The 25,217-nt window shown below is 59.4% G+C and carries 21 protein-coding genes and 1 tRNA gene; 4 read left to right on the forward strand and 18 right to left on the reverse strand.

The features are described 5' to 3' along the window. Positions 1–52: 52 nt before the first annotated feature. The 8 genes from pqqD to PMI29_RS29190 all read right to left on the reverse strand — a co-directional run bounded on the left by pqqD (position 53) and on the right by PMI29_RS29190 (position 8,071). Positions 53–328 (reverse strand): pyrroloquinoline quinone biosynthesis peptide chaperone PqqD, encoded by a 276-nt coding sequence (pqqD, locus tag PMI29_RS29220; protein WP_007993177.1) that lies wholly within the window; start codon positions 326–328, stop codon positions 53–55. Beyond that, positions 325–1,077 carry a pyrroloquinoline-quinone synthase PqqC gene (gene pqqC, locus PMI29_RS29215; protein ID WP_007993179.1) on the reverse strand — a complete coding sequence of 251 codons (753 nt, stop codon included), beginning with the start codon at positions 1,075–1,077 and terminating at the stop codon, positions 325–327. The genes pqqD and pqqC overlap by 4 nt, the downstream gene beginning before the upstream one ends. A 127-nt stretch (positions 1,078–1,204) precedes the next feature. Beyond that, complete coding sequence (gene pqqB, locus PMI29_RS29210; protein WP_007993181.1) at positions 1,205–2,116, reverse strand: pyrroloquinoline quinone biosynthesis protein PqqB; 912 nt, start codon at positions 2,114–2,116, stop codon at positions 1,205–1,207. An 81-nt stretch (positions 2,117–2,197) separates the two neighbouring features. Further along, positions 2,198–2,272 carry a pyrroloquinoline quinone precursor peptide PqqA gene (gene pqqA, locus PMI29_RS30660; protein WP_003444522.1) on the reverse strand — a complete coding sequence of 25 codons (75 nt, stop codon included), beginning with the start codon at positions 2,270–2,272 and terminating at the stop codon, positions 2,198–2,200. A gap of 157 nt (positions 2,273–2,429) precedes the next feature. Then, entirely contained in the window at positions 2,430–4,859 is a 2,430-nt protein-coding gene (gene pqqF / locus PMI29_RS29205; protein ID WP_007993184.1) for a pyrroloquinoline quinone biosynthesis protein PqqF, read from the reverse strand. Between the two features lie 38 nt (positions 4,860–4,897). Then, entirely contained in the window at positions 4,898–5,692 is a 795-nt protein-coding gene (locus PMI29_RS29200; RefSeq protein WP_007993185.1) for a carbon-nitrogen hydrolase family protein, read from the reverse strand. Positions 5,693–5,704: 12 nt separating this feature from the next. Then, entirely contained in the window at positions 5,705–7,387 is a 1,683-nt protein-coding gene (locus tag PMI29_RS29195) for a flavin monoamine oxidase family protein (RefSeq protein WP_007993186.1), read from the reverse strand. 222 nt (positions 7,388–7,609) lie between these two features. After that, positions 7,610–8,071, reverse strand: a complete 462-nt coding sequence (locus tag PMI29_RS29190) for an Lrp/AsnC family transcriptional regulator (RefSeq protein WP_007980298.1) — start codon at positions 8,069–8,071, stop codon at positions 7,610–7,612. A gap of 173 nt (positions 8,072–8,244) precedes the next feature. On the opposite strand from PMI29_RS29190, the gene PMI29_RS29185 reads away from it, so the two are divergent. Continuing rightward, a complete protein-coding gene (locus PMI29_RS29185; RefSeq protein ID WP_007993188.1) occupies positions 8,245–8,880 on the forward strand; it encodes a hypothetical protein in 636 nt (211 codons plus the stop codon). Positions 8,881–8,978: 98 nt separating this feature from the next. On the opposite strand, the gene PMI29_RS29180 is transcribed toward PMI29_RS29185, so the two are convergent. The 6 genes from PMI29_RS29180 to rpsU form a co-directional block, all read right to left on the reverse strand. Continuing rightward, complete coding sequence (locus tag PMI29_RS29180) at positions 8,979–9,278, reverse strand: DUF3077 domain-containing protein (protein ID WP_007993190.1); 300 nt, start codon at positions 9,276–9,278, stop codon at positions 8,979–8,981. A gap of 382 nt (positions 9,279–9,660) precedes the next feature. Continuing rightward, positions 9,661–9,737, reverse strand: a tRNA-Ile gene (locus PMI29_RS29175). 15 nt (positions 9,738–9,752) lie between these two features. Continuing rightward, a complete protein-coding gene (locus PMI29_RS29170) occupies positions 9,753–13,499 on the reverse strand; it encodes a bifunctional diguanylate cyclase/phosphodiesterase (protein ID WP_007993192.1) in 3,747 nt (1,248 codons plus the stop codon). Between the two features lie 124 nt (positions 13,500–13,623). Then, on the reverse strand, positions 13,624–15,471 hold the full coding sequence (gene rpoD / locus PMI29_RS29165; protein WP_007993193.1) for an RNA polymerase sigma factor RpoD: 1,848 nt from the start codon (positions 15,469–15,471) through the stop codon (positions 13,624–13,626). Between the two features lie 67 nt (positions 15,472–15,538). Beyond that, the gene (gene dnaG, locus PMI29_RS29160; protein WP_007993194.1) at positions 15,539–17,506 is read right to left on the reverse strand and encodes a DNA primase; all 1,968 of its coding nucleotides are present in this window, start codon (positions 17,504–17,506) and stop codon (positions 15,539–15,541) included. A 480-nt stretch (positions 17,507–17,986) separates the two neighbouring features. Then, positions 17,987–18,202 carry a 30S ribosomal protein S21 gene (gene rpsU, locus PMI29_RS29155; protein ID WP_002551877.1) on the reverse strand — a complete coding sequence of 72 codons (216 nt, stop codon included), beginning with the start codon at positions 18,200–18,202 and terminating at the stop codon, positions 17,987–17,989. A 199-nt stretch (positions 18,203–18,401) separates the two neighbouring features. On the opposite strand from rpsU, the gene tsaD reads away from it, so the two are divergent. Continuing rightward, positions 18,402–19,427, forward strand: coding sequence for a tRNA (adenosine(37)-N6)-threonylcarbamoyltransferase complex transferase subunit TsaD (tsaD, locus tag PMI29_RS29150; protein WP_007993196.1), 1,026 nt, complete (start codon positions 18,402–18,404; stop codon positions 19,425–19,427). Between the two features lie 23 nt (positions 19,428–19,450). Here tsaD and plsY read toward each other — a convergent pair whose 3' ends face one another. Further along, positions 19,451–20,020, reverse strand: coding sequence for a glycerol-3-phosphate 1-O-acyltransferase PlsY (plsY, locus tag PMI29_RS29145; protein ID WP_007993197.1), 570 nt, complete (start codon positions 20,018–20,020; stop codon positions 19,451–19,453). A 74-nt stretch (positions 20,021–20,094) separates the two neighbouring features. On the opposite strand from plsY, the gene folB reads away from it, so the two are divergent. Then, positions 20,095–20,451 carry a dihydroneopterin aldolase gene (gene folB / locus PMI29_RS29140; RefSeq protein WP_007993198.1) on the forward strand — a complete coding sequence of 119 codons (357 nt, stop codon included), beginning with the start codon at positions 20,095–20,097 and terminating at the stop codon, positions 20,449–20,451. After that, the gene (folK, locus tag PMI29_RS29135) at positions 20,442–20,960 is read left to right on the forward strand and encodes a 2-amino-4-hydroxy-6-hydroxymethyldihydropteridine diphosphokinase (protein WP_007993199.1); all 519 of its coding nucleotides are present in this window, start codon (positions 20,442–20,444) and stop codon (positions 20,958–20,960) included. The genes folB and folK overlap by 10 nt, the downstream gene beginning before the upstream one ends. Before the next feature lie 22 nt (positions 20,961–20,982). Here folK and PMI29_RS29130 read toward each other — a convergent pair whose 3' ends face one another. The 3 genes from PMI29_RS29130 to PMI29_RS29120 form a co-directional block, all read right to left on the reverse strand. Continuing rightward, a complete protein-coding gene (locus tag PMI29_RS29130; protein ID WP_007993200.1) occupies positions 20,983–22,212 on the reverse strand; it encodes a multifunctional CCA addition/repair protein in 1,230 nt (409 codons plus the stop codon). Positions 22,213–22,275: 63 nt separating this feature from the next. Beyond that, positions 22,276–23,838, reverse strand: coding sequence for a SpoVR family protein (locus tag PMI29_RS29125; protein WP_007993201.1), 1,563 nt, complete (start codon positions 23,836–23,838; stop codon positions 22,276–22,278). Then, positions 23,835–25,106, reverse strand: coding sequence for a YeaH/YhbH family protein (locus PMI29_RS29120; RefSeq protein WP_007993202.1), 1,272 nt, complete (start codon positions 25,104–25,106; stop codon positions 23,835–23,837). The genes PMI29_RS29125 and PMI29_RS29120 overlap by 4 nt, the downstream gene beginning before the upstream one ends. Positions 25,107–25,217 lie beyond the last annotated feature (111 nt).

The following is a 25,217-nucleotide window of genomic DNA, read 5'->3' on the forward strand; positions in this document are numbered from 1 at the left end:
CAGCCACAGCGGCAGGCCGACGTCGGGTTTGGGCGGTACTTGCCTTGATGAATCAGACAAGTTCGATCCAGTGCTGCGCACGGGCAACCTCCATGAATTGCTCGATGTCGTCTCCGAGCTCGGGCACGCCGGGAAACTGTTGGTCAAGTTCATTGATGATCGCCGCAACATCCCGCTCACCGTCTATCAAACCGCCGATCAGCGCGGCACTTTCGTTGAGTTTGATCATGCCTTCCGGGTACAGCAGCACGTGGCCTTTTTGCGCCGGTTCGTACTGGAAGCGGTAGCCGGGGCGCCAGGTCGGGGTCTTGCTGCGATCGAAACTCATAAGGTGATTCCTTTGTGCCAGACCCGCTCCCCGGTCACGCTGTGATACGGCGGGCGTTTCAGTTCGTAGGCCATGCTCATGGCATCGAGCATGCTCCAAAGAATGTCCAGTTTGAACTGGAGAATTTCCAGCATGCGCTCCTGGCCTTCTCGGGTGGTGTAGTGCTGCAACGTGATCGCCAGACCATGCTCGACATCACGCCGTGCCTGGCCCAGGCGCGTGCGGAAATACTCGTAGCCGGCCGGGTCGATCCATGGGTAATGCTGGGGCCAACTGTCCAGGCGCGATTGGTGGATTTGCGGGGCGAACAGTTCGGTCAGCGAACTGCTGGCAGCCTCCTGCCAGCTGGCGCGGCGGGCGAAGTTGACGTAGGCGTCCACGGCGAAGCGCACGCCGGGCAATACCAGCTCCTGGGAACGCAACTGGTCCGGGTCGAGGCCCACGGCCTGGCCCAGGCGCAGCCAGGCTTCGATGCCGCCGTCTTCACCGGGCGCACCGTCGTGGTCGAGCAGGCGCTGAATCCACTCGCGGCGGATCTCGCGGTCAGGGCAGTTAGCGAGGATCGCCGCGTCTTTCAGGGGAATGTTCACCTGATAGTAAAAGCGGTTGGCGACCCAACCCTGAATCTGTTCGCGGGTGGCCCGGCCTTCATACATCGCCACGTGGTAGGGGTGATGGATGTGGTAGTAGGCGCCTTTGGCGCGCAGGGCCGCTTCGAATTCGGCGGGGGACATCGGGGTGTCAGTCATTGCGGTTCTCCGGTGCGCAACCGTTGAAATCTCTGGTGTCTGGTCGGACGCCTTCGCGGGCAAGCCCGCTCCCACAGGGGAATGCGGTCAACTGTGGGAGCGGGCTTGCCCGCGAAAGGGCCATTCGCTACAACACAATACTCATGCCGTCATACGCCACTTCAACCTGGCGCCGATCCAGCTCCGCCCGCTCCGGCGAATCCTCATCGAGAATCGGGTTGGTGTTGTTGATGTGGATAAGCACCTTGCGCTGCTCGGGCAGTTGCTCCAGCACTTCGAGCATGCCGCCGGGGCCGTTTTGTGCCAGGTGTCCCATCTCGCGACCGGTGCGGGTGCCGACGCCGCGACGCTGCATTTCATCGTCGTCCCACAACGTGCCATCCACCAACAGGCAATCGCTGCCGGCCATGATCTCCAGTAACGCCGCATCCACCTTGCCCAGACCCGGTGCGTAGAACAGTTTGCCACCCGTGCCCCGGTCTTCGACGATCAGGCCGATGTTGTCGCCCGGATGCGGGTCGAAACGGTGCGGCGAGTACGGCGGTGCGGCACTGCGCAAAGGCAGCGGGGTGAAACGCAGGTTCGGGCAGGCGGGGATGGTGAAGCTTTGATCGAGGTCGATGCGGTTCCAGTTCAGCCCGCCATTCCAGTGAGTCAGCATGGTGAACAGCGGAAAGCCGCTGCTCAGGTCTTCATGGACCATGTCGGTGCACCACACCTGATGCGGGCAACCTTCGCGCAACATGAGCAGGCCGGTGGTGTGGTCGATCTGGCTGTCCATCAGGATGATCGCGCCGATCCCGGTATCGCGCAGGGCGCGGCCCGGTTGCATCGGGGCGAAGCCCTGGAGTTGGGCGCGGATGTCCGGGGAGGTGTTGCACAGTACCCAGTTCACGCCGTCATCGGAAATCGCGATGGACGACTGCGTCCGCGCCTTGGCCCGCAGGCTGCCGTCGCGAAAGCCTGCGCAGTTCACGCAGTTGCAGTTCCACTGGGGGAAGCCGCCGCCGGCGGCGGAACCTAGAATCTGGACAAACATGGACGCTCCATCATTTCAACGCTGAAAATAAAACGCCTCGGATAACCGAGGCGTTGTGCTGCACGTCTACCAAGGTAGAGATTAGCGGCTTGCGAAGTACATGGTGACTTCAAAGCCGATACGCAGGTCGGTGTAGGCAGGTTTGGTCCAGGCCATAAATTGAACTCCTTCAGGTGGGTGGGACAGCGCTATCTATAGATATAGTCCACCTCAAGTCAGAGATGTTCCAGATAGTTAGGTTGCTATGTTACTCAAAATTTCAAAGAGATTGCCCGTGAAACTTTGAGAAAGCTCCTTACAGCCCCGGTAACGATCATTTTGCCGCTTGCCATGGCTCGCCCGGGCTGGCGGCGCTGGCCAGGCAGCACCAGCCGCCCTCGGCCTGATTCAGGCGTCGGGTCGCAGCCAATAGCGCGGCCCGGTCGATCTGCAAAATGGCCTCGGGTAATTGCGTCAGATAATCCGACGAGCGGCCAGCCAGTTTGCCCTGCCAGAGCAATTCGGCCGCCTGGGCCGTGGTGAGCGTGGCGCTGGAAAACTGATCCGCCAGGGCCTTGCGTTGAGCGGTGAAGGTGGTGTCGTTGATTGCGTTGATCAGTTCCGGCAATCGATTCAGGAATTGCTCGATGTGTTGCAGCAGGTCCATCGGCGCAACGCTTGGCGATTGCACACCGAACAGCAGTCCGGTTTGTCCGTGAATCTGCCGCAGGGCGCTGAACACCGCATAGCCGAGTTGCAGCTCCACCCGCAGGCGCTGGTAGAACGGCGTCTGACAGACATGCGCGAGCAAACGCCACGCGGCTTCGTCGGCCATTTCCTGGGTGGCTGTCGGACAGAACAGCAGCAGCGCGTGCTCGCTGGAGGCGGTATCGACATTGCTCCACAGACGTTGTGAATGGATCGAAGCTGGCGCCGTCAGTTGATTGTCCGGCGTGCCGGGTATGCGGCTCAAGGCCAGACCCATGGCCGCTTGAGTCTGAGCTGACAAACCGAAGGCCAGCCCATCCCAGCGCGCACTTGACCAGAGTTGCTGTACGTCATCCGAATTCGCGGTGTGCCCAAGACAGTGATCGGGCAATACCTTGAGTAGTTGTCGAATCGGCATTAACGCAACGCTCGTCGATTCTGATGGTGAGACAGTGGCATCAGGTTTTGTCAGTTCTTTGAGCGCATGCTCCAGGACGGAGGGCATCGGCTCCTGTAGCCCGTTCAGCTTCAGCAACCATTCGTTGCCCGACGCACTGAAGGAAAAGTCCACGCCGGCCTGGCGCGCGTCTTCTCGCAACGGATGCAGGTTATTTTCCAGCCGTGATTGAAGGTTGCTACCGGGAGTCGAGTCCAGGCGCCAACGCAGATAGATCGCACCTTCAGCACCGTTGTCCGGGAATGCCTGGCTGAATTGCATCGGAGAACGTTCACGACGGCTGCGCGAGCGATCCTGGGCAAAAGTACGCAGGCCGCGGTGGGCGCTGGTCTGGCCGCGAATCAATCCGGCGTTGGGTGCCGGTGCTTCGCAGCGCAGGAAAGGATTTGGGGCGGGCAATTGCCATGGGCCACAGAAGTTATCCACAGCTCCAATTTGTTGGAGGATTTGCTTGAGGGCTGTAACGCCTTTGTCGGATAACACGACTTCGCGCTGTTCGCTGTCCAGTCGGGCCAGTTGCAAGGCACTGCTGACTTGCTGCTGGCGCTGGAGCAGGGTTGCGTATTCTTCACGCAATCGGTTCCAGTCTTGTTCGGCAAAAAAACCGAGCCAGTCCATCAGGCATTCGCGGATGCCTGTTGCCGAGGTTGCGGCGGGCAGGGTGAATTCGATATGCAGCAAAGCTTGCCCGGCGAACTGGTACAGCGGTTGGGCTTTCAGGTTATCGGCCAGCCCGCGCTCGCGCAGGTTTGCCAACAAGCCGCCGGGTTTTGCCAGATTCAGCCAGTGGCACAGGAACGCCAGCGCTTGCGCAGAGAAATCGGGCAGTGCTTCGAGTGCGAACAGCCAATCCAGACGCCGTTCTCCAGCCTGTTGATAACTTTTTTCTGACGTCAACATCAGTGGCACAGGAGCTTGTTGCTCGACGTTTTCTCCCTTGGTGATGACGTTGCCAAACGCTTCAGCCAGCGCCCTCAGCTCTTCGAGACTCTGCGGCCCAGCCAGGCTCAAGGTCATCTGCCCGGTCTGATAAAACCGCTGATGAAAGTCCTGCAAAGCCTGCTGAAACCCGGGTTGCTCCACCGCCAGACTGTCGCGATTACCAGCATGGAAACCGCGAAGCGGATGCAACTCTGACAGTCCATCGAAGAGCGAAAATTGCTGTTGCGCGGCTGCATCCTGGGACCAGGCGACAAATTCAGCGTGTAGCACCTCCCGTTCCCGCTGCTGATCGTCCGGATTCATACGCGGATGAGCGAGCATGTCTGACAGACGCTCCAACCCACCGGCAAAAGCCTGCGCTGGCAATTCGAAAAAGTAATCCGTGGCGCGCTCGCTAGTGCGTGCATTCAACTGTCCACCATGCCGTTGTACGTAGGCCATCAACCCTTGATCGGCGGGAAAACGCGCGGTGCCGAGAAACAGCAAATGCTCAAGAAAGTGCGCCAGCCCCGGCCAGGTCAGCGGCACGTCATGGCTGCCGGTCGCGACGCGCAATGCCGCAGCGCAACGCTTCAAATTCGGCGCATGACGCAGCGTCACCCGCAAGCCGTTGGCCAGGGTTTCAGTGAGAGGGAGAGGGTGATTCAGCGCGGGCATGGGCACTTCCAGAACAGTGAAGTGCCAATGCTAGCGGATTAGGACTTGTTCAGCTCGCCGTAAAGCTCGGGACGACGATCGATCAGGTAGCGATTGGCGGCACGGGAATCGACCATCAACTGTCGATCCAGCTCACCGACAATCAGCGATTCATCCAGTCCCGCCTGAGCGATACGGCTGCCATCCGGCGCAGCAATGCTGCTCTGGCCGCAATAGTGGATGTCGCCTTCATGGCCACAGTAGTTGGCGTAAGCCACATAGCATTGGTTTTCGAAGGCGCGGGAACGCACGGTGACATCGGCGACGAAATCGAATGGAATCATGTTCGCGGTCGGCACCAGAATCAGCTCGGCGCCGCCCAGGGCCAGGCGTCGGGCGTTTTCCGGAAACTCCAGGTCGTAGCAGATCAGGAAACCGAGTTTCCAGCCGTTGAGCTCAACGATGGGAAACTCGTCCGCGCCTGCACTGAACATCGAGTGATCGAGGTCGCCGAACAAGTGCGTCTTGCGGTAGTTGCACACGCGCTCGCCATTGGCGTCGATCAACTGCACGGCGTTGTAGATCTGCCCGTCGGCGGTGCGCTCCGGATAGCCATACAAGATGGCGATCCCGGCAGCTTTGGCAATGCGCGCAATCTGCTGCGCCGATTCGCCGTTGTACACCTCCGCGAGGACGCTGACGGCATCGACGCCGATGTTGTAGCCGGTCAGGAACATCTCCGGCAACACCAGCAGGTCCGCGCCTTTTGCCTCCAGCGCCAGTTGTTGCAGGCGTTGCAGGTTGCCGGCGACATCCAGCGGCAACGGTGGACATTGGTAAAGGGCTACGCGCATTTCGGATTCCTCTTACTCGGGCAGGGCGATCGGTCCGATCTCATTGAATACATCTCCTGGACCCGGATTCTCGGCGTGAGTTGCACCGCCGAAGTGTTTCATGATCCCCCACACCGCGTTGAGCGAGGTCTGCACCGCGCCTTCAACCCATGCCGGCGTCCACGAAACGTCGTCACCGGCAATGAAGATCCCGCGCTGCTCGGCCGGCATGTCGTCCTGCATGAAGTGCGCGTACATGCGCTGGTTGTAGCGGTAGTGGCCGGGCAGGGCGCCTTTGAACGCGCCGAGGAAATGCGGGTCGGCTTCCCAGGAAACCGTGATCGGATCGCCAATGATGCGGGCCGCGATGTCGACTTTCGGGTAGATCTTTTTCAGTGCATCCAGCGCCAGTTTCACGCGTTTTTCCACCGGGTGCGGGAGCATTTTCAGCGCGTCGCTCATCCACGAGTACGACAGGCAAATCACCCCCGGTTTGTCATCGCCGTTGTCGAACAGGTAGGTGCCGCGGGTCAGGCGGTCGGTGAGGGTCATGCTCATCAGGTCGCGGCCGGTTTCCGGGTCCTTGTCCTTCCAGAACGGACGGTCAACCATCACGAAGGTTTTCGACGACTGCATGTAGCGGGTGCGGTCCAGGGCCATCCACATCTTTTGCGAGAACAGGGTTTCGTCGCATTCGATCTGGGTGGTCAGCAGCCAGCTCTGGCACGTGGTCAACACGGCGGCGTATTCGCGGGTGTCGCCCCAGTTATCGGTGACGGCGAAACGGCCGCCCGGCGCGTGAGCAATCTTCTTCACACCGGTACGCGGTGCGCCGCTGTGCAGGGAGCTAAGGCTGGTGCCGGCCGGCCAGTGCGCGCAACGCTCCGGCACATGGCGCCAGATGCCCTGCGGCACCTGTTCCACCCCGCCGACCACCAGGTGCTGATGGTCATCACAGTTGGTCATCACCACGCGGAAGATTTCCAGCATCGAGTTGGGGAAGTCCGAGTCCCAGCCGCCAGTACCGAAACCGACCTGGCCGAACACTTCGCGGTGATGGAACGAGAGCTTGGCGAACGCTTTGGAGGTGGCGACGAAGTCGTAGAAGGTGCGGTCGTCCCACAGCGGCACCAGCGTGTTCCACAGTTCCTTGAGGCGCGGCACGTCGCGGTCGCGAATGGCTTGCTGGATATCCGAGAACTGCGAACCGGCCTCCAGGGCATCGGCCCAGGCGTCAGCTACTTCCTGGAACAGTGCAGGAAGATCCGACAGTTTCTGTGCGTAATGAGTCTGGCCTTCGAGGTCGATCACCGTGCTGCCCGATGCGGGTGTCAGCGGGTTGGGGAACGGTTTGGTTTCCAGGCCGAGCTTGTCGACGTAGTGATAGAACGCAGTGGACGACACCGGGAAGCGCATGCCGCCCAGCTCGGCGACGATGCCTTCAGCGCCGTTGAACGCCTGGGAGCGCAGACGGCCACCCATTTTCGAGGCTTCGTAGACGACGGGTTTGAGACCCAGCTTCATCAACTCGTACGCGGCCACCAGGCCGGCAATCCCGCCACCGACAATCGCCACTTCGGCACCATGATTGTGCTCGGGAATGCTGCCCAGGCCAGCCGGGTGTTCGATCCAGTCGTCGAAGGCGAAAGGAAAGTCCGGGCCGAAAATGGTGACTGGTTTTTTACCGTCTGCGGGATGGCGATTGTTCTTGTTCATGGCTGACCTTGCTGGCGACCCGACGCGGAATGCGCATCTGAGTATAGGAAAAGATGCCAGCCATTCTAGAGAGCACAGAACACGTTAATAAGACGCAAAGTGTCGTCGTTTTGCTATTTTATTGGTCAATATGACGATGTTGATGTGCGGACTGTCCACTGTGGGAGCGAGCTTGCTCGCGATAGCGCCAGGTCAGTCACTGATGAACCCTGGCCTGAAAACTCAAACCGGCTGCCCCCGATCAATCTTGCTGCTCAAGATGATCGACGTCGTGGTCTTCTCCACCCCATCCACACTGCCAATCTGATCCAGCAACTGATCCAGCTGCTCCGGCGAATCGGTGCGCAGCCACGCTACATAATCAAATTCGCCACTCACCGCACACAACTGCTGCACCTGCGCCATCGCGCTCAGCCGCCGCAGCACTTCCTTGCCGGAACGCGGTTGCACAGTGATCCCCACATACGCCTGTAACCCGCCATCCACCACCCGCTGCCCGAGGCGCACACCGTAACCGGTGATCACTTTGGCTTTTTCCAGCCGCGCCAGGCGCGAAGTGACGGTGGTGCGGGCAATGCCCAGTTGCCGGGCCAGCATGGCCACGCTCTCGCGGGCGTTGATCTGCAGGGCGGCAATCAACTGGCGGTCGATTTCATCGAGGACGGGTGGGCGAGTGTCAGGCAAAGGGGGATCTCCATTGGCGCGGATCAATGGTGCAGCATGTTACAGGCTCGTTCGACGGGGCGCTTGTGGTCGTCAACCGGACGGATTGCGCGGCTTTTTGCTGTTGAATGGCCGAAAGACGGTGTGCGTAAATCGGCTAGGGTTAATGCAGTCGAGAGTGCGAGGCGAAGGATATGACGACAAAGCTGCCTGTCGCTGTACGGGACCGTGCATTGCAGATCGCCCATCACGAAATGGGGCACTACGTGGTGGCCAGAGCCCTGAGGTTCGAAACGGGGGGTGTGCACCTGACGGTGACCATGGATTTGAGGCATCAAGGTGGGGCGTCCATCAGCTTGGCGCGTTCAATTTTTTCGATAGAAGCCATGAAGGAACATCTGGAAGCCCGGATGATGGTCCTCTTGGCGGGTGCGATGGCACAGACACTCCCTTCAAAAAATACAGCCGTGAAACGCGTCGATAAATCGAAAGCCACAGCCATCCTCAAAGGCGGGCAGGGGGCGGAACAGGATTACGCAAAAATCAGGGAACTTCAGCATCTGCTGCGCAACCTCGTCTACCCGGATACCGATCCAGCGTCGTCTGAGCGAATAGCGGCGCAGCTTAAAGCGATGACTGATCGGGTGTGGGATCGGACTCAAAAAATCATAGAAGATCAGGCCGAAACGATTGCCGAATTGGCTGGGGCACTGGTCGACGGCATGGCCATCGTGGAGCAGTGGGGGCGGGCGGCGGATACGTATGAGGTGGTGTTGACGGGTGAGGCGCTTGAGCGGATGTGGCCCGAGCAGCGCGTGCATACATTGTAGGAGCGAGCTTGCTCGCGAAGATTGTGAACGATAACGCGAGAAACCAGATAGTTAGCGTCGCCTGTGATTTCTTCGCGAGCAAGCTCGCTCCTACAGGTTCATCGGTTCGCGTCCTTGCTTGCTCCGGCAGGCCGACGCGTCAGCACCTTCACCACATCATCAATCACCGCTTTGCTCATCGTCGTCAGGTAATGTGCCGCCCAGGCGTGACGGTCGGAGTCTTGGGCGTAGGCGGCATCGACTGTCAGGGACTTGGCGAGGAACAGCAGGTCGGAGGCTTGGGCCAGGGCGTCGGCGATGGGGACGTCGCGGCAGACGTGGAACAGGGGTTGATCCGAGAGATACAGGAAGGGGGTGAAGCCGACGGTTTTTAGTTCTGAAGGTGCGGATATGCTCATGTTCAAACTCCTAATTTTTTAAGGAGCTGTCACGTTCGTTTCCAAGCGAATGGGTGGCAGCTGTGCGCAGGTTGGAAAACCGGGAAACTAGGAAACCGGCACGCCCAGGGACGTCCCACGCACAGCAGCCATAACTCGAAATTGAGGTGGGCAATCTGTTGCGTCTAATTTCGTCGGGTTTCCAAGCCCGATCGCTGAATGTTCAGCGACGACCAGAGACTATCCCGTCAAAGAAAAGCGCAACAAGGCGGCAAAGTGCCCAAAAGCAAGATTCGGAGTTTGCCTACAAGGTCTGCGGGCGTCATCCGATAAAGCGAGACCATAAGTAAACAAAACTAAACGTCAGATACGAAAAAGCCGCGCAATGCGCGGCTTTTTTGTTTGGTGGGCCCACACGGACTTGAACCGTGGACCAAAGGATTATGAGTCCTCTGCTCTAACCAACTGAGCTATAGGCCCTCAGTAGGCCGCGGATTATAACGACGGTTTCGCTACTGTGCCATCCGAAAAAGCCATTACGGTTGTACGAAGAAACGTCGCGGCAAATTCGTCCGGGGGCAGGGGCAGGCTGACGATGTAGCCCTGGATTTGTTCACAGCCCTCGGCAGCGAGGAATTGCTGTTGCGCCAGGGTCTCGACTCCTTCGGCAATCACGGTGAATTGCATGCTGCGCCCGAGCGCGATGATGGCGCGTACGATCGCCGCATCGTGGGGATCGTCCGGCAGGCCGCGGACGAAAGACTGGTCGATCTTGAGGATGTCCAGTGGCAGACGCTTGAGGTAGCTCAGGGACGAGTAACCGGTACCGAAGTCATCAATGGCCAGTTGCACGCCCAGTTGTTTGAGTTGATGCAGCACCGCCAGCGCTTCCTCGGCCTGGCTCATGATGAAGTTTTCGGTGATTTCCAGTTGCAGGAAACCGGGATTGAGGCCGTTGTCCTTGAGCAACTGTTCGATACGGCCCAGCAGAGTGGGTTGGCGCAATTGGGCGCCGGCAAGGTTGACCGACAGCGGGCCGGGATTGTCGTACAGCCGATGCCATTCAGCCATCTGCCGGCAGGCGGTTTCCAGGACCCAGTCGCCGATTTGCAGGATCATGCCGTTTTCTTCCGCCAGCGGGATGAAGTGTTCCCGCGGCACGTCGCCAAAGGTCGGATGGCGCCAGCGGATCAGGGCTTCGGCGCCGACCAGGCTGTAGTCCACGAGGCTGATTTTCGGTTGGTAGCACAGGTGCAACTCGTTGCGTTCGATGGCGCGGCGCAGTTCGTGTTCCAGCGCTACGCGTTCGCTGGCCTGGGCGGTGAGGTCGCGGGTGTAGCTTTCGACACGGTTGCGGCCCTTGGCCTTGGAACGGTACATCGCGGCGTCGGCGTTCTTGATCAGTGTGGCAACGTCGCAGCCATCCTTCGGATAGAGGCTGGTGCCGATGCTGGCGCTGATGAAAAACTCGTGTTCGCCGGCCTGGAACGGCGCGGCGAAACAATTGAGCAGTTTGGTGGCGATGTGGTCGGCATCGCTGGATTGTTGCAGGCCCGGCAGCAGGATGATGAATTCGTCACCACCCAGGCGCGCCACGGTGTCGATATCACGCAATTGCTCCTTGAGACGTACGGCAATGCCTTTGAGCAGCAGGTCGCCGACCGGGTGGCCGAGGCTGTCGTTGATGTGTTTGAAGCGGTCAAGGTCGAGGAACAGCACGGCGCCCTGGCCGCCGTTTTCCTGCTGGTTGTTGAGCGCCGTCAGCAAGCGGCTTTCGAACAGCGTGCGGTTCGGCAGGCCGGTCAGCGGGTCGTGGTGCGCCTGGTAGTCGAGTTTGGCCTGGGCATGCTTGAGGCTGGAAATGTCGGCGAACACCGCGACAAAGTGGGTGATGAACTTGTCGTGGTTGCGCACGGCACTGATGGTCAGCCAGCTTGGATACAGTTCGCCATTCTTGCGCCGATTGGAAATCTCGCCCTGCCAATGACCTTCGGCGGTCAATTGATGCCACATGGCCGCGTAGAACGCGCTGTCATGCAGGCCCGAGGCGAGCAAGCGCGGCGTGTGGCCCAGGGCTTCGTTTTCGCTGTAACCGGTGATTTCGGTGAACGCTCGGTTCACCGCACTGATGTGTTGTTGGGTATCGGTGATCAACACGCCTTCGGCGGTGCTTTCGAACACGGTGGCGGCCTGTTGCAGTTTTTCCTGCATCAGGTGCCGATCGGTGATGTCCCGGGCGATGGTCAGCATGCAGTCTTCATCGCCAATCGGCAGCGGACGGCTGGACACTTCACAGAGGCGGATCTGCCCGTCGCTGCGGCGGATGTGGCAGCTGAAGTCGCGGACAAAACCGTCGCGGTGCAGCAGGTCGAGCATTTGCTTGCGTTCATTGAGGTTGACCCAGATTCCCAGGTCCAGCGCCGAACGATCCACCGACATGGCGCTGTTGAACCCGGTGATGCGGCTAAAACCCTCGTTGACCTCCAACAGCAAGCCATCGCTTTGCCGCGACAGCAGCAAGCCGTCGGGGGAGGCGTGGAAGGCCTTGGCGAATTTTTCTTCGGAAGTTTGCAGCTGTTGCTGGGTTTCCTTGAGCTGGGTGATGTCCCGCACCACGACCACCAGCGCCGGTGTCATGTCGAGGTTGAACGGTTCGGCGGAGATCAGGCCGGTAAACACCTGGCCGTTGCTGCGACGAAAGGGCATTTCCAGGTTGCGGATGCTGCCGGCCTGCAAGCGTTGCAACAGACCCGGCCCAACACCGGGAATCCCCCAGATGTTCAGGTTGGTGGCGGTCTGGCCAATGACGTCCTCGGCCTTGAGGCCGATCTGTTCTTCGAACGCTTCGTTGACTTCCAGCAGGCAACCGTCGCTCAGGCGCGCGATCACCAGAATGTCCGGGCATTGCTGGAACACGGATGCAAATTTCTGTTCCGACAGGCGCAGGGCTTCTTCGGTGCGCTTGGCGTCGGTGATATCGATCATCAACCCGCGCAACACCGGCTCATGCCCGTGTTCGATCAGGCTGACGATATCGCGCACCCACAGGCAGCGGCCGTCGGCGGTGATCACACGGTAATCGAGGCGGTGATCGCGCCCGGCCAGCACTTCGTGATCGCAGAAGGTCTGGGCGCGGATAAGGTCGGCGGGGTGAATGATGTTGCGCCAGAAGCCCGGAATCAGCCAGTGGGACAGGGGGTAACCGAGAAGATCCTCGGCGTGGGGCGATACATAGCTGTAGGTGAAGTCGGTGACTTTTGCTTCCCAGGCGATGGCCGACAGGCTCTCCACCAGGCCACGGTAGTGGTATTCGCTGCTACGCAGTTCCTGTTCAAGGTCGACACGGCGGGCGATTTCCGAGCTCAAGCGGCGGTTGATGCGGATAACCACCGCCAGCACGGTAGTCAGCAGCAGCAATCCGGGCAGGCCATACACCACCAGGTCATTCCAGAAAGTTCGATGATCGAGGACGTTACCGACCCAATGTTCCTGAATGGCGCTGATTTCGGCGGGGCTCATGTCCGCCAGGACTTTGTCGAGAATGCCGACCAGCATCTTGTTGTCGCGGGGTACAGCCATGGCCAGTTGATATCGATAGGGGGTTTCACCGCTGACATACAACCCGTCGAGCTTGAGTTGGCGCAGGCTCCAGACGCTGGAAGCCAGATCGCCCACCACGGCGTCCACTGCGTCGGTGGCCAGTGCCTGTAGCGCCGAGCTGACGTTGGGCATCGCCACCAGGTTCAAGTCGGGATGGTGGCTGCGCAGCAGCTCGTGGGGGGCGTAGTTTTCCACCACGGCGATTTTCAGGCCGTACAGGTCTTGCAGGTTGTGTGGCTGGGGGCCCCCGACATGGGCCAGGATGACAATCGGAAAATCCAGATAGGGGCGGGTGAACGACAGGTACTTCTGGCGTTCCGGGGTCGACATGATGCCTGGCAGCAGGTCCAGTTTGCCTTTTTTGGCTTGTTCCAGGACGGCGGTCCAGCTCACCGGTTCGATGGGTGTGAGCCGGGTTGCCAGCCTTTTGCGGATGACCTCGATGTAATCCGCGGCAAGACCCTGGTAGCGGCCCTCATCGTCACGAAACTCGAAAGGCGGCCACGACGCATCGACCCCCAGGCGCAAATCCGGGTGAGCCGTCAGCCAGCTACGTTCATCCTCAGTGAGAGTCAGCGCGCCAGCCGTTGCGGTCCAGGTCATCAGCGACAGCAAAAAAAGCACGGTCGGCAGTCTGGGCATAACGGTCTCGTTATGGCTCTGGAGAATGTTTCGAGTGTAGACGGGCTACAGGGAGGAGGGGGAGGTGCGGAGATATTAATCTGCCATAAAACAAAACCCCCGGCCTGGGCCGGGGGTTCTGGTATCACTCGTCGAGGAAGGAGCGCAGATGCTCGCTTCTCGTCGGGTGGCGCAGCTTGCGCAGCGCCTTGGCTTCGATCTGACGAATCCGCTCACGGGTCACGTCGAACTGCTTACCAACCTCTTCGAGGGTGTGGTCGGTATTCATGTCGATACCGAAGCGCATGCGCAGTACCTTGGCTTCACGGGCAGTGAGGCCGGACAGTACTTCGCGAGTCGCTTCTTTAAGGCTCTCAACGGTTGCGACATCGATTGGCGACTGCATGGTCGAGTCTTCGATGAAGTCACCCAGGTGGGAGTCTTCGTCATCACCGATCGGGGTTTCCATGGAGATCGGCTCTTTAGCGATCTTCAATACCTTGCGGATCTTGTCCTCAGGCATTTCCATGCGTTCGCCCAGCTCTTCCGGGGTCGGTTCACGACCCATTTCCTGCAGCATCTGGCGGGAAATGCGGTTGAGCTTGTTGATCGTCTCGATCATGTGCACCGGAATACGGATGGTGCGGGCCTGGTCGGCGATCGAGCGAGTGATCGCCTGACGGATCCACCAGGTGGCATAAGTCGAGAATTTGTAGCCGCGGCGGTATTCGAACTTGTCTACCGCTTTCATCAAACCGATGTTGCCTTCCTGGATCAGATCGAGGAACTGCAGGCCACGGTTGGTGTACTTCTTGGCGATCGAGATCACCAGACGCAAGTTGGCTTCGACCATCTCTTTCTTCGCGCGGCGGGCCTTGGCCTCACCGATCGACATGCGACGGTTGATGTCCTTGATCTCGGCGATCGTCAAACCGGTTTCGGTTTCCAGCGCGGTCAGCTTCTGCTGGCAACGGACAATGTCCGGCTGCAGGCGGCCAATGGCTTCAGCGTATTTGCTTTTGCCTTTGGCCAGGGCGTCACTCCAGCTTTCGTCGACTTCGTTGCCCGGGAACTGGCGCAGGAAGTCTGCACGCGGCATGCGCGCATCACGAACGCAGAGCTGCATGATTGCGCGCTCTTGTTGACGCAGGCGATCCAGGGCGCTGCGAACACGCTCGACCAGGGCTTCGAATTGCTTCGGCACCAGTTTGATCGGCATGAACAGGTCGGCCAGGGCCAGCAACTCGGCAATCGTTGCCTTATTGTTACGACCATGCTTTTTCAGCGCCTTGCGGGTGATCTCCATCTGATCGGCCACAGCGCCAAAACGCTGGGCGGCGATGATCGGATCCGGACCGCTTTCGGCTTCTTCCTCGTCATCCGAGGCTTCACCGTCTTCGTCGTCGGAATCGTCATCCGCCTTGACGGCTTTCGCGTCAATCGGCGGTGGCACTTCTGCCGCAGGCGGCGCGATGCCGTCGTCCGGGTCGATATAACCGCTCAGGACGTCAGACAGGCGGCCACCTTCGGTGGTGACGCGGGTGTACTCGGAGAGAATATGATCAACCGTGCCAGGGAAGTGCGCGATTGCGCTCATCACTTCACGGATGCCCTCTTCAATACGCTTGGCGATTTCGATTTCGCCTTCGCGTGTGAGGAGCTCGACCGTACCCATTTCGCGCATGTACATGCGCACCGGGTCGGTAGTGCGACCAATGTCGGTCTCGACCGCAGCCAACGCTGCAGCGGCCTCTTCGGCTGCGGCTTCGTCGGTATCGGCGTCGGCCAGCATAAGGGAATCCTTATCTGGCGCAACCTCGAATACGTTGATCCCCATGTCATTGATCATGCGGATGATGTCTTCCACCTGTTCCGGATCTGAAATATCCTCCGGCAGGTGGTCGTTGACCTCCGCGTAAGTCAGGTAGCCCTGCTCACGACCAAGGGTGATCAACTCTTTGATACGAGACTGCTGTTGCGCTTTTCCGGACATAACACCCTATCCACTGAAGGTCTTGGCGGGCAAAAAACAAGCCGAGGATTATACCTGAGCTATGACCTCACGCGCCAGTTGAGGTCGGGTTTGTTGCGGAAACATTGCGACTCAAGAGGTCGCGCAGTTGATTTTTCTCTTCGCTGGTCAATTCGCTTTGACGTGCTTTTCTAAGAAGTTGTTCCAGGTTTCGCTCGCGTTGGCGGGCTGACAAGCTAGTAATGGTGTCGAAAAACTGTTGTTCAAGGTTATCTCCATCAATCAGCCATTCCTTTTCCGCCAGGGCCTTGAGCAAACGGCCTTGTTCTGTACCGTGCCAACGCGCAATCAGCTGAATTGAGTTTAGCTTGGGATTCTTCTGCACAGCTTCGAGCAGCGCCACCAGCAATTGTGTGTTGGTGTGATCCTCGGCGGCGAAGTGTCCGGCATCCTCGACTTTTTCGGCCAATTGCGGGTGATGCAGCAATGTGCGCAAGGCGGCGAGGGTCGGCGGTTCTACGGCGGCGGGCACCCGTGGCGCGCGGGGTTGATCGCGATCACCGCCCCGTTTGCCATTCTTGTCCCACGGTTTCTTGTCCCATTTCTTGCCTCCTGCACCGGGTTTCTTCGGCGTCCATTCCTGCTGCGGCACATACATTTCCTGTGCCTGCGGCTGATGATAGTCGCTGTAATCAGGCATCGCGTCGTAATCGATGCCCGGGTCGTAGGCCGGCGGTGCTTCTTGCGGGGCGCTTTGTGCCAGCTGGCTCACCGCTTCGCCGCTAAGGCCGGTGATTTCACTCAGACGCTGGCGCATCAGTGTGCGCAGGTTGGCACCGGGGACTTTGTCGATCAACGGCGCAGCGAGGGTGGCCATATGCGCCTTGCCCTCAAGCGAGCGCGGGTCGGCTTCTTCCGTCAGTTGCTGGAAGAAGTAGTCGGCCAGAGGTTGCGCGTGCTGGTTGATGCGTGCGCGGAAGGCATCGGTGCCTTCGGAGCGGACCAGGGTGTCCGGGTCCTCGCCTTCTGGCAGGAATAGAAAACGTGCGCGGCGACCGTCCTGCAGGCTCGAAAGTGTCGCCTCCAGCGCTCGCCATGCAGCATTGCGGCCGGCCTGATCGCCGTCGAAGCAGAACAATACGCTGGGTACGACGCGAAACAGCCGCTTGAGGTGTTCCTCGCTGGTGGCGGTGCCCAAGGTCGCGACGGCATTGCGCAGGCCTTGCTGGGCCAGGGCAATGACGTCCATGTAGCCCTCGACGACGATGATCTCGTCGAGGTTGCGGTTGGTCTTGCGCGCTTCGTACAGGCCGTAGAGTTCCTGGCCTTTATGGAAAACCGGGGTTTCCGGGGAGTTCAGGTACTTCGGCTTGTCGTCGCCCAATACCCGGCCACCGAAGGCGATGACGCGCCCGCGACTGTCGCGGATCGGGAACATCACGCGGTCGCGGAAGCGGTCGTAACGTTTGCCGCTTTCGGCATTCTCGATTAGCAGGCCGGCATCGATCATGGCTTTTTGTTGCAGGGTATCGCTGCTCAAATGCTTGAACAGGTTGTCCCAGCCAGGTGGAGCAAAACCGAGACCGAAGTCCCGGGCGATTTCGCCGGTCAGTCCGCGCCCTTTCAGGTAGTCCACGGCGGCCTTGCGTGATGGATGGCTTTTCAGGGCCTGGCGATAAAAGTCGGCAGCGGCGCTGAGTAGCGGATACAGCGGCGAATCGGTCGGCTGTCGCGGCTTGTGCGGGCGGCCGCTTTCTTCGCGGGGGATTTCCATGCCGGCGGCTTTGGCCAGTTCTTCGACAGCCTGGACGAAATCCAGGTTGTCGTGGTCCATGATGAAGCCGAGGGCGTTGCCGCCAGCGCCGCAGCCGAAGCAGTAATAGAACTGCTTGTCGGGGCTGACGCTGAACGACGGAGTCTTTTCTTTGTGGAACGGGCAGCAGGCGGTGTGGTTCTTGCCGGCCTTTTTCAGTTGCAGGCGCGAGCTGACCACATCGACGATGTCGGTGCGGTTCAGAAGGTCGTCAATGAAGCTCTGGGGAATTAGCCCGGCCATGGCGTTCTCGTCGTCTGCGCTGAAAGGAACCCGAAACGTACGGCGATCGAACGCGGTCATTGTTTGAGACGCGCAAAGTGTGCGGCTCGACCAGTGTCGTCTGCGTAATCGCTGTCGGGAAGTGTATCTGCCGAAAGTCCACTGACGTTAATGCCAATCAGTATTCGACCGTTTGAAAGTGTTGCGCTGAATCCGCTGCGGCCAACTATCGGCCTCGGATAGCTCATCATTTGGCACGCAAGCAGGTGCCTTGGGCTGATCGTCGTGAGAGGAATCAGTGGGTGTGCTCGTCAGTAGCCTTGAAAGGCTCGTCAGAAAAGACGTGCACCGCTGGCAAAAGAGCCAGGTCTGACGCGGTGAAGCAGATTTGTCTCGGTCGCGTCTGCGGCTTTGACGGTGAAGCATCAAGCGTTTTACGCAAATGCCATAAGCCCGGCTGAGGGCCGGGCTTGGCAGAAGCTTGCTACGATCGTCTGTGTATTAGTACAGGCGAACGGCGCGGCGCTGTTCGCGCTGAACTTTCTTGGCGTGACGCTTAACAGCGGCTGCTGCTTTGCGCTTACGCTCAGAAGTTGGCTTCTCGTAAAATTCGCGGCTACGAACTTCAGCCAGTACACCGGCTTTTTCGCAGGAGCGCTTGAAACGACGCAGAGCTACGTCGAAGGGTTCGTTCTCTTTTACTTTGACGGCTGGCATCCAGAGCTACCTTCATTCATTACCGGGGTCAACATCCTCGCGGCAAAAGAGCACTTGAAGACGTCGGTTTTTAAGGGTTGCGGATGTTAACCCCTCAACGCTCGGAATGCAAAGCCTCTGATCGAAAACCGCTGGTCGGGGCATCACGCGACGACTATTATGCGCGCCTTCGAATTCAGCCTAAACAAGGCGCAAACCCATGCTAGTACTGGGATTAGAAACCTCCTGCGACGAAACCGGTGTCGCACTTTACGACAGTGAACGCGGCCTGCTGGCCGATGCGCTGTTCAGTCAGATCGACCTGCACCGCGCCTACGGCGGTGTGGTGCCGGAGCTGGCTTCGCGCGATCACGTCAAACGCATGCTGCCCTTGATTCGTCAGGTGTTGGCCGAGGCCGACTGCGTGCCGACCGAGATCGATGCGATCGCCTACACCGCGGGTCCTGGCCTGGTTGGCGCGTTGCTGGTAGGGGCTTCCTGCGCGCAGGCGCTGGCCTTTGCCTGGGGCATTCCGGCCCTCGGCGTGCATCACATGGAAGGCCACCTGCTGGCACCGATGCTGGAGTCGCAACCGCCGGAATTTCCGTTCGTCGCTTTGTTGGTGTCGGGTGGTCATACGCAACTGGTTCAGGTCGACGGAATTGGTCAGTACACGCTCTTGGGCGAGACCCTGGATGACGCCGCCGGCGAAGCGTTCGACAAGACGGCGAAGATGATGGGTCTCAATTATCCGGGGGGACCTGAGATCGCTCGCCTTGCAGAACAAGGCGTTGCAGGACGTTTCGTCTTCCCGCGTCCGATGTGCGACCGTCCGGGCCTGGATTTCAGCTTCAGTGGCTTGAAAACCTTTGCGCTGAATACCTGGCAGCAGTGCGTCAGCACCGGGGACGACGGTGAGCAAGCCCGTTGCGACATCTCGCTGGCGTTCCAGCAGGCCGTGGTGGAGACTTTGACCATCAAGTGCAAACGTGCCCTGAAAGCCGCCGGCATGAAGCGCCTGGTGATCGCAGGGGGCGTCAGTGCCAACAAGGCGTTGCGGTTCTCTCTGGAGAAAATGCTCGGCGACATGAGGGGCGATGTGTTTTATGCCCGTCCGCAGTTCTGCACCGATAACGGTGCGATGATCGCCTTTGCCGGCTGCCAGCGCTTGCAGGCCGGTCAGCAGGAAAGCCTGGCGATCAGCGTGCAGGCACGCTGGCCGATGGAGCAGTTGTCGGCGTTGTGATGAGTGGTGCTAATGTCCGGCCGCTAGAAATGCCGTTCGCGCCCGGCAAACAGGTCGCGTAGATTGCCGCGATGGCGCCAGACGATCAACCCGGTGAGCGTGCTCATGGGCAGCAGGGCTGCAGGCTCTTGCCAGGCCAGCAACGGCAGGGTCAGCGGCGTGGCAATCAGGGCAGCCAGTGAGCTGGTGCGGGTCAGGTAGAACGTCAGCAGCCAGGCGCAGACCGCCAGAAGGGCTGCGGGCGGGTAGAGTCCCAGCAACATGCCGGCAGCGGTGGCGACACCCTTGCCGCCGCGAAAGCGGAAGTACAACGGAAACAGATGGCCGATGACGGCATAGACGCCGATCCAGGCTTGCTCCTGCTGCGAAAGGCCCGCAAGACGCGCAATCAGTACCGGCAGCAGGCCTTTGCAAAGGTCGCCGAGCAGGGTCAGGATGGCGAGTTTCTTGCCGGCCAGGCGCAACATGTTGGTGGCACCGGCATTGCCCGAGCCACTCATTCGCGGATCGGGGTTACCGGTCAGACGGCTGAGCAAAATGGCGAAGGACAGAGAGCCGAGCAGGTAGGCGAGGATCGCCAATAACCAAAACATGCTAACTATTCCGGGCGAGGAAGCCCTGATTCTAACGGCGCATTGCGCCCTTGTCGTGTAGCGGAGAGAAGTGCTTGGACAGAGTGTTTATCGAGGGTCTGGAAGTCGACACGGTGATTGGTGCCTACGACTGGGAGCGAGGCATCCGACAGTGCCTGCGTCTGGATCTGAGCTTTGCCTGGGACAATCGCCCGGCCGCAGCCGGTGATGACCTGACCCTGGCGCTCGACTATGCCAGTGTTTCCTCGCGCATTCAGGCGTTTGCCGAGCAGGCGCAGTTCCAGCTGGTTGAAACCTTTGCCGAGCGCCTGGTTGAAGTGCTGATGAGCGAATTCAAGATCACATGGGTGCGCCTGAAGCTGACCAAGCCCGGCGCCGTCCCGGCTGCCACCGGTGGTGTGGGCGTGGAGATCGAGCGCGGATGTCGCTGACTCAGGTGTACCTCGGGCTTGGTAGCAATATCGAGCGTGAAACCCATTTGCAGGCGGGGCTCGATGCTTTGGCGGAGTTCCTGGTGGATATCCGCTGTTCGGCGGTGTTTGAGAGCCAGCCGGTGGGTATCAAGAGCGGGCCGTTCTTCAATTTCGTGGTGTCGGCGTATACCGATCTGCCTCTGATGGAGCTCGATCGCCGGCTGAAATTCATCGAGGCAGATAACGGTCGTTATGCACCTGATCGCCGAGGTTTGCCGTTGGATATCGACGTGTTGCTGTTCGGCGATCTGGTGGGTAACTTCGATGGCCTGATCTTGCCGCGGGCAGAAATTCTGAAAAATGCGTTCGTTCTGTGGCCGCTGTCGTTGATAGCACCGGATCGAGTACACCCAGGTGCGGGTAAAAGTTTCGCTACATTGTGGGCCGAATCGCAGATCGATCAGACACTGGCGCCGGTGGCTTTCGAGTGGCGTGGCGAGCAATTGACGCCTTCAGATTTGCTGTGATCCGACTTGCTCGCGAAGCTTTTCAGGTAGATGCCGCTTCCTTGTAAGCCTTCAGCGCCTTTAGCCGCTCGCGCTTGATCGCCTCTCCCAGCTCCGGTCCCTTGAAGCCCTTTTCCATCAACGGTTGAACCGCCACGCTGCGAGCCGCGGTTGCCGCGCCGCGCAGATAATCCGCCTGTGGGTAACTTGTTTCTTCCCGCCCTTTGCGCCCGCGCGCATCCATCTCACATGCCGCGATGAACTCCTCGAACCGCTGTGGCCGACGGTAAACGTCGAAGCTTTGCAGCAATTCCAGCAGCGTCGATGGCTTGAGTTCAAGGGCGCGATGGCCGTGGGTGTGATATTCGCCCACCAATACTGCCAGTTCCTGGCAGTCTCTCGGCACCTTGAAGCGTTCATTGACCGCTTTGATCAGCCTCAGGCCTTTGAGCTCGTGGGCAATGTGTCGCGGCCATTCTTCCTCTGGCGTCAGGCCTTTGCCCAGGTCGTGCAGCAGGCACGACCAGCGTACGGTCAGTGGCTGTTTGTGTATGGCGGCTTGCTGCAAAACACTCAGGGTATGTGCGCCAGTATCGATTTCCGGGTGATGGGCCGGGGGTTGTGGTACGCCGAACAGCGCGTCGACCTCGGGCATCAGTACCTTGAGTGCGCCGCATGCGCGCAAAACCTCAACAAACACCTGTGGCTGATCTTCCATCAGGGCGCGGGAAATTTCCTTCCAGCTGCGCTCCGGGGTCAGCGCCTCAAGCTCGCCTGACTCGCTGAGTTGGCGCATCAGCTCCAGGGTTTCTGGGGCAACGGTAAAACCCAGTGCCGCGTAGCGCGCCGCGAAGCGGGCAACACGCAGGACCCGGAGTGGATCTTCGGCAAATGCCGGGGAAACATGGCGAAGCAGGCGTGCTTCGATATCGCGCTGGCCGTGGTACGGGTCGGTCAGGTTCTGCTGATCGTCTTCGGCCATGGCGTTGATGGTCAGGTCGCGACGGATCAAGTCTTCTTCGAGGGTGACTTCAGGACTGGCGTGAAAAGTGAACCCGCCATAACCGCGCCCGCTTTTGCGCTCGGTGCGGGCGAGGGCGTATTCCTCACCGCTTTTTGGGTGAAGGAACACCGGGAAATCCGCGCCCACCGGGCGAAAGCCCTTGGCGAGCATTTCTTCGGTGGTGGCGCCCACCACGACCCAGTCGATATCGGTAACCGGTTTGCCCAGCAGGCGATCACGTACCGCACCACCGACTTTATAAATACGCATAAAAAACCTCCGTTAGCTCGACAGGATAACCGTTGCATCGAGCTTTCGGAGGCATAAACCGGATCAAAGATGGATGACGGCCAGGTCCAGGCGGCCGTAATCACCTTCGCCGTGCTCGCTTCTGGGTGGCACGTGGTGGGTTTTCATCACGGTTTCCCCTTGCAGGGTTTCCAGGTGAATGTCGAAGCCCCAGAGGCGGTGCAGGTGTTTGAGCACTTCTTCGGTCGAGTCCCCCAGCGGTTTGCGGTCGTGCTGCTGGTGACGCAGGGTCAGGGAGCGGTCACCACGCCGGTCGATGCTGTAGATCTGCACGTTGGGCTCGCGATTACCCAGGTTGTACTGCGCCGCAAGGGTTTCACGGATGATGCGGTAGCCACCTTCGTCGTGAATGGCGGGCACCAGCAGGTCGTCCTTCTGGTCGTCATCGAGAATGCTGAACAACTTCAGGTCTCGAATCACCTTTGGCGACAGGTACTGCAGGATGAAACTCTCATCCTTGAAGCTGCTCATGGCGAACTTGATGGTCGACAGCCAGTCGGTGCCGGCAATTTCCGGGAACCAGCGGCGATCTTCCTCGGTGGGTTCTTCGCACATGCGCCGGATGTCCCGGTACATGGCAAACCCGAGGGTGTAGGGGTTGATTCCGTTGTAGTAAGGGCTGTCGAAGCCTGGCTGAAAGACCACGCTGGTATGGGATGTCAGGAACTCCATCATGAAGCCGTCGGTGACCAGGCCTTCGTCGTACAGGTCATTCATCAGCGTGTAATGCCAGAATGTGGCCCAGCCTTCGTTCATTACCTGGGTCTGGCGTTGTGGGTAAAAATATTGAGCGATCTTGCGCACGATCCGCACGATTTCCCGCTGCCACGGCTCCAGTAGCGGAGCGTGTTTTTCGATGAAGTACAGGATATTTTCCTGAGGTTCGGCGGGGAAGCGTGCATTATCCTTGTCGCTGTACTTGTCAGCGCCTTTTGGAATGGTGCGCCACAAATCGTTGATCTGCTTCTGTAAATGCTCTTCCCGATCCTTTTGCCGACGCCGTTCTTCTTCGGCGGAAATCGGGTAGGGGCGTTTGTAGCGGTCGACGCCGTAGTTCATTAGCGCGTGGCAGGAGTCGAGCAAGTCCTCCACCGCATCGATGCCGTGGCGCTCCTCGCACTGCATGATGTACTGCTTGGCGAATACCAGGTAATCAATGATCGAACTGGCGTCGGTCCAGGTGCGGAACAGGTAATTGCCTTTGAAAAAGCTGTTGTGCCCGTAGCAGGCATGCGCAACGACGAGCGCTTGCATGCAGATGGTGTTTTCTTCCATCAGGTAAGCGATGCATGGGTCCGAGTTGATCACGATCTCGTAGGCCAGCCCCATCTGTCCGCGAGTATAGGATTTCTCCGTGCTGAGGAAGTGTTTGCCATATGACCAATGGTGATAACCCAGCGGCATACCGACAGAGGCGTAGGCGTCCATCATCTGCTCGGCGGTGATCACTTCGATCTGGTTGGGATACGTGTCGAGTGCGTAACGAGCCGCCAGGCGACTGATTTCACGGTCGTAGGCCTGGATCAGCTCGAACGTCCATTCGGAGCCGGTGGAAATGGGTTGGCGCTTCTGCTCTTTGGCGGTCATGTCACTAACCTGCGCTGGAAGAGTTCACGGAAGACCGGATAAATATCCCCGGCCGAGACCAGTTGTTGCTGGGCAAAAGTGTCGGAAAAGGCTTCGGCGATGCGCTCGTACTCGAACCACAGGGCCTGGTGTTCGCGCGGGGTGATCTCAACGTAAGTGTAGTACTGCACGAATGGCATGATCTGGTTGATCAGGATGTCGCGGCAGATCGGAGAGTCGTCGTTCCAGTTGTCACCGTCAGAGGCCTGGGCAGCGTAGATGTTCCACTCGTTGCTCGGATAGCGCTCGGCCATTATCTCCTGCATCAGTTTCAGGGCGCTGGAGACGATGGTGCCGCCGGTTTCCCGGGAGTAGAAAAATTCCTCTTCATCCACTTCGCGGGCGCTGGTGTGATGGCGGATGAACACGACGTCGATCTTTTCGTAGTTACGCTTGAGAAACAGGTACAGCAGGATAAAGAAGCGCTTGGCGATGTCCTTGGTCGCCTGGGTCATCGAGCCGGACACGTCCATCAGGCAAAACATCACGGCCTTGGAACTGGGGTTGGGTTGCTTGATGAGCAAGTTGTACTTGAGGTCGAATGTGTCGAGAAACGGTATGCGGTGAATGCGTGCGCTGAGTTTTTCGATTTCAGCTTCTATTTCCTGAATATCGCCGAAGTTGTCCGGTTCTTCCTGCTTGAGTCGCAGAAGTTCTTCCTTGGCTTCGCGCAGTTTTGCCCGGCTGCTGCCGGACAGGGCGATTCGCCGGGCGTGGGCTGAGCGCAGGGTGCGGATGATGTTGATCCGCGACGGGTTACCCTCGTTACTGATCCCGGCCCGCACGGTCTTGAAGGTATCGGTGCCGGTCAGGTTGCGCTTGACCAGGTTGGGCAGTTCGAGATCCTCGAACATGAATTCGAGGAATTCTTCCTGGGTGATCTGGAAGACGAATTCGTCCATCCCTTCGCCGGAATTGCCGGCTTTGCCGGGGCCCCGACCGCCACCACCTCCCGGTGGGCGGGCGATATGTTCGCCGCTGGTGAATTCCTTGTTGCCCGGGTGCACGACCGTTTGCTTTCCGCCGCGGCCGTGGTGCAGCACCGGTTCGTCGATGTCACGGCCGGGAATGCTGATTTGTTCGCCGTGTTCCATATCGGTAATGGAGCGCCGGCTGACCGCCTCTTCGACAGCCTTTTTGATGTGATCACGGTAGCGCCGCAGAAACCGCTGGCGGTTCACCGTGCTTTTGTTCTTGCCATTGAGACGTCGGTCGATCACATAGCTCATGACTGCTCCTTAGAAGCTGTCCTGAAAGGGGCGAGCGGTGATACAGCATCGAACCGAGAGCCGAGGGGTATTGAACGCTCCCCCAAGCGCTTTGGATGCTGCCTGAACTCG

The organism is Pseudomonas sp. GM49 (assembly GCF_000282355.1).
Lineage (GTDB): Bacteria > Pseudomonadota > Gammaproteobacteria > Pseudomonadales > Pseudomonadaceae > Aquipseudomonas.

Bases quoted from the DNA above. Each gene is read 5' to 3' on its own strand.
- rpoD (WP_007993193.1), bottom strand. From the start codon at position 15,471: ATGTCCGGAAAAGCGCAACAGCAGTCTCGTATCAAAGAGTTGATCACC.
- PMI29_RS29170 (WP_007993192.1), bottom strand. From the start codon at position 13,499: ATGCCCAGACTGCCGACCGTGCTTTTTTTGCTGTCGCTGATGACCTGG.
- plsY (WP_007993197.1), bottom strand. From the start codon at position 20,020: ATGTTTTGGTTATTGGCGATCCTCGCCTACCTGCTCGGCTCTCTGTCC.
- pqqC (WP_007993179.1), bottom strand. From the start codon at position 1,077: ATGACTGACACCCCGATGTCCCCCGCCGAATTCGAAGCGGCCCTGCGC.
- pqqF (WP_007993184.1), bottom strand. From the start codon at position 4,859: ATGCCCGCGCTGAATCACCCTCTCCCTCTCACTGAAACCCTGGCCAAC.
- PMI29_RS29125 (WP_007993201.1), bottom strand. From the start codon at position 23,838: ATGACCGCCAAAGAGCAGAAGCGCCAACCCATTTCCACCGGCTCCGAA.
- pqqD (WP_007993177.1), bottom strand. From the start codon at position 328: ATGAGTTTCGATCGCAGCAAGACCCCGACCTGGCGCCCCGGCTACCGC.
- folK (WP_007993199.1), top strand. From the start codon at position 20,442: ATGTCGCTGACTCAGGTGTACCTCGGGCTTGGTAGCAATATCGAGCGT.
- rpsU (WP_002551877.1), bottom strand. From the start codon at position 18,202: ATGCCAGCCGTCAAAGTAAAAGAGAACGAACCCTTCGACGTAGCTCTG.
- dnaG (WP_007993194.1), bottom strand. From the start codon at position 17,506: ATGGCCGGGCTAATTCCCCAGAGCTTCATTGACGACCTTCTGAACCGC.
- tsaD (WP_007993196.1), top strand. From the start codon at position 18,402: ATGCTAGTACTGGGATTAGAAACCTCCTGCGACGAAACCGGTGTCGCA.
- PMI29_RS29130 (WP_007993200.1), bottom strand. From the start codon at position 22,212: ATGCGTATTTATAAAGTCGGTGGTGCGGTACGTGATCGCCTGCTGGGC.
- PMI29_RS29185 (WP_007993188.1), top strand. From the start codon at position 8,245: ATGACGACAAAGCTGCCTGTCGCTGTACGGGACCGTGCATTGCAGATC.
- PMI29_RS29195 (WP_007993186.1), bottom strand. From the start codon at position 7,387: ATGAACAAGAACAATCGCCATCCCGCAGACGGTAAAAAACCAGTCACC.
- PMI29_RS29120 (WP_007993202.1), bottom strand. From the start codon at position 25,106: ATGAGCTATGTGATCGACCGACGTCTCAATGGCAAGAACAAAAGCACG.
- PMI29_RS29200 (WP_007993185.1), bottom strand. From the start codon at position 5,692: ATGCGCGTAGCCCTTTACCAATGTCCACCGTTGCCGCTGGATGTCGCC.
- PMI29_RS29180 (WP_007993190.1), bottom strand. From the start codon at position 9,278: ATGAGCATATCCGCACCTTCAGAACTAAAAACCGTCGGCTTCACCCCC.
- pqqB (WP_007993181.1), bottom strand. From the start codon at position 2,116: ATGTTTGTCCAGATTCTAGGTTCCGCCGCCGGCGGCGGCTTCCCCCAG.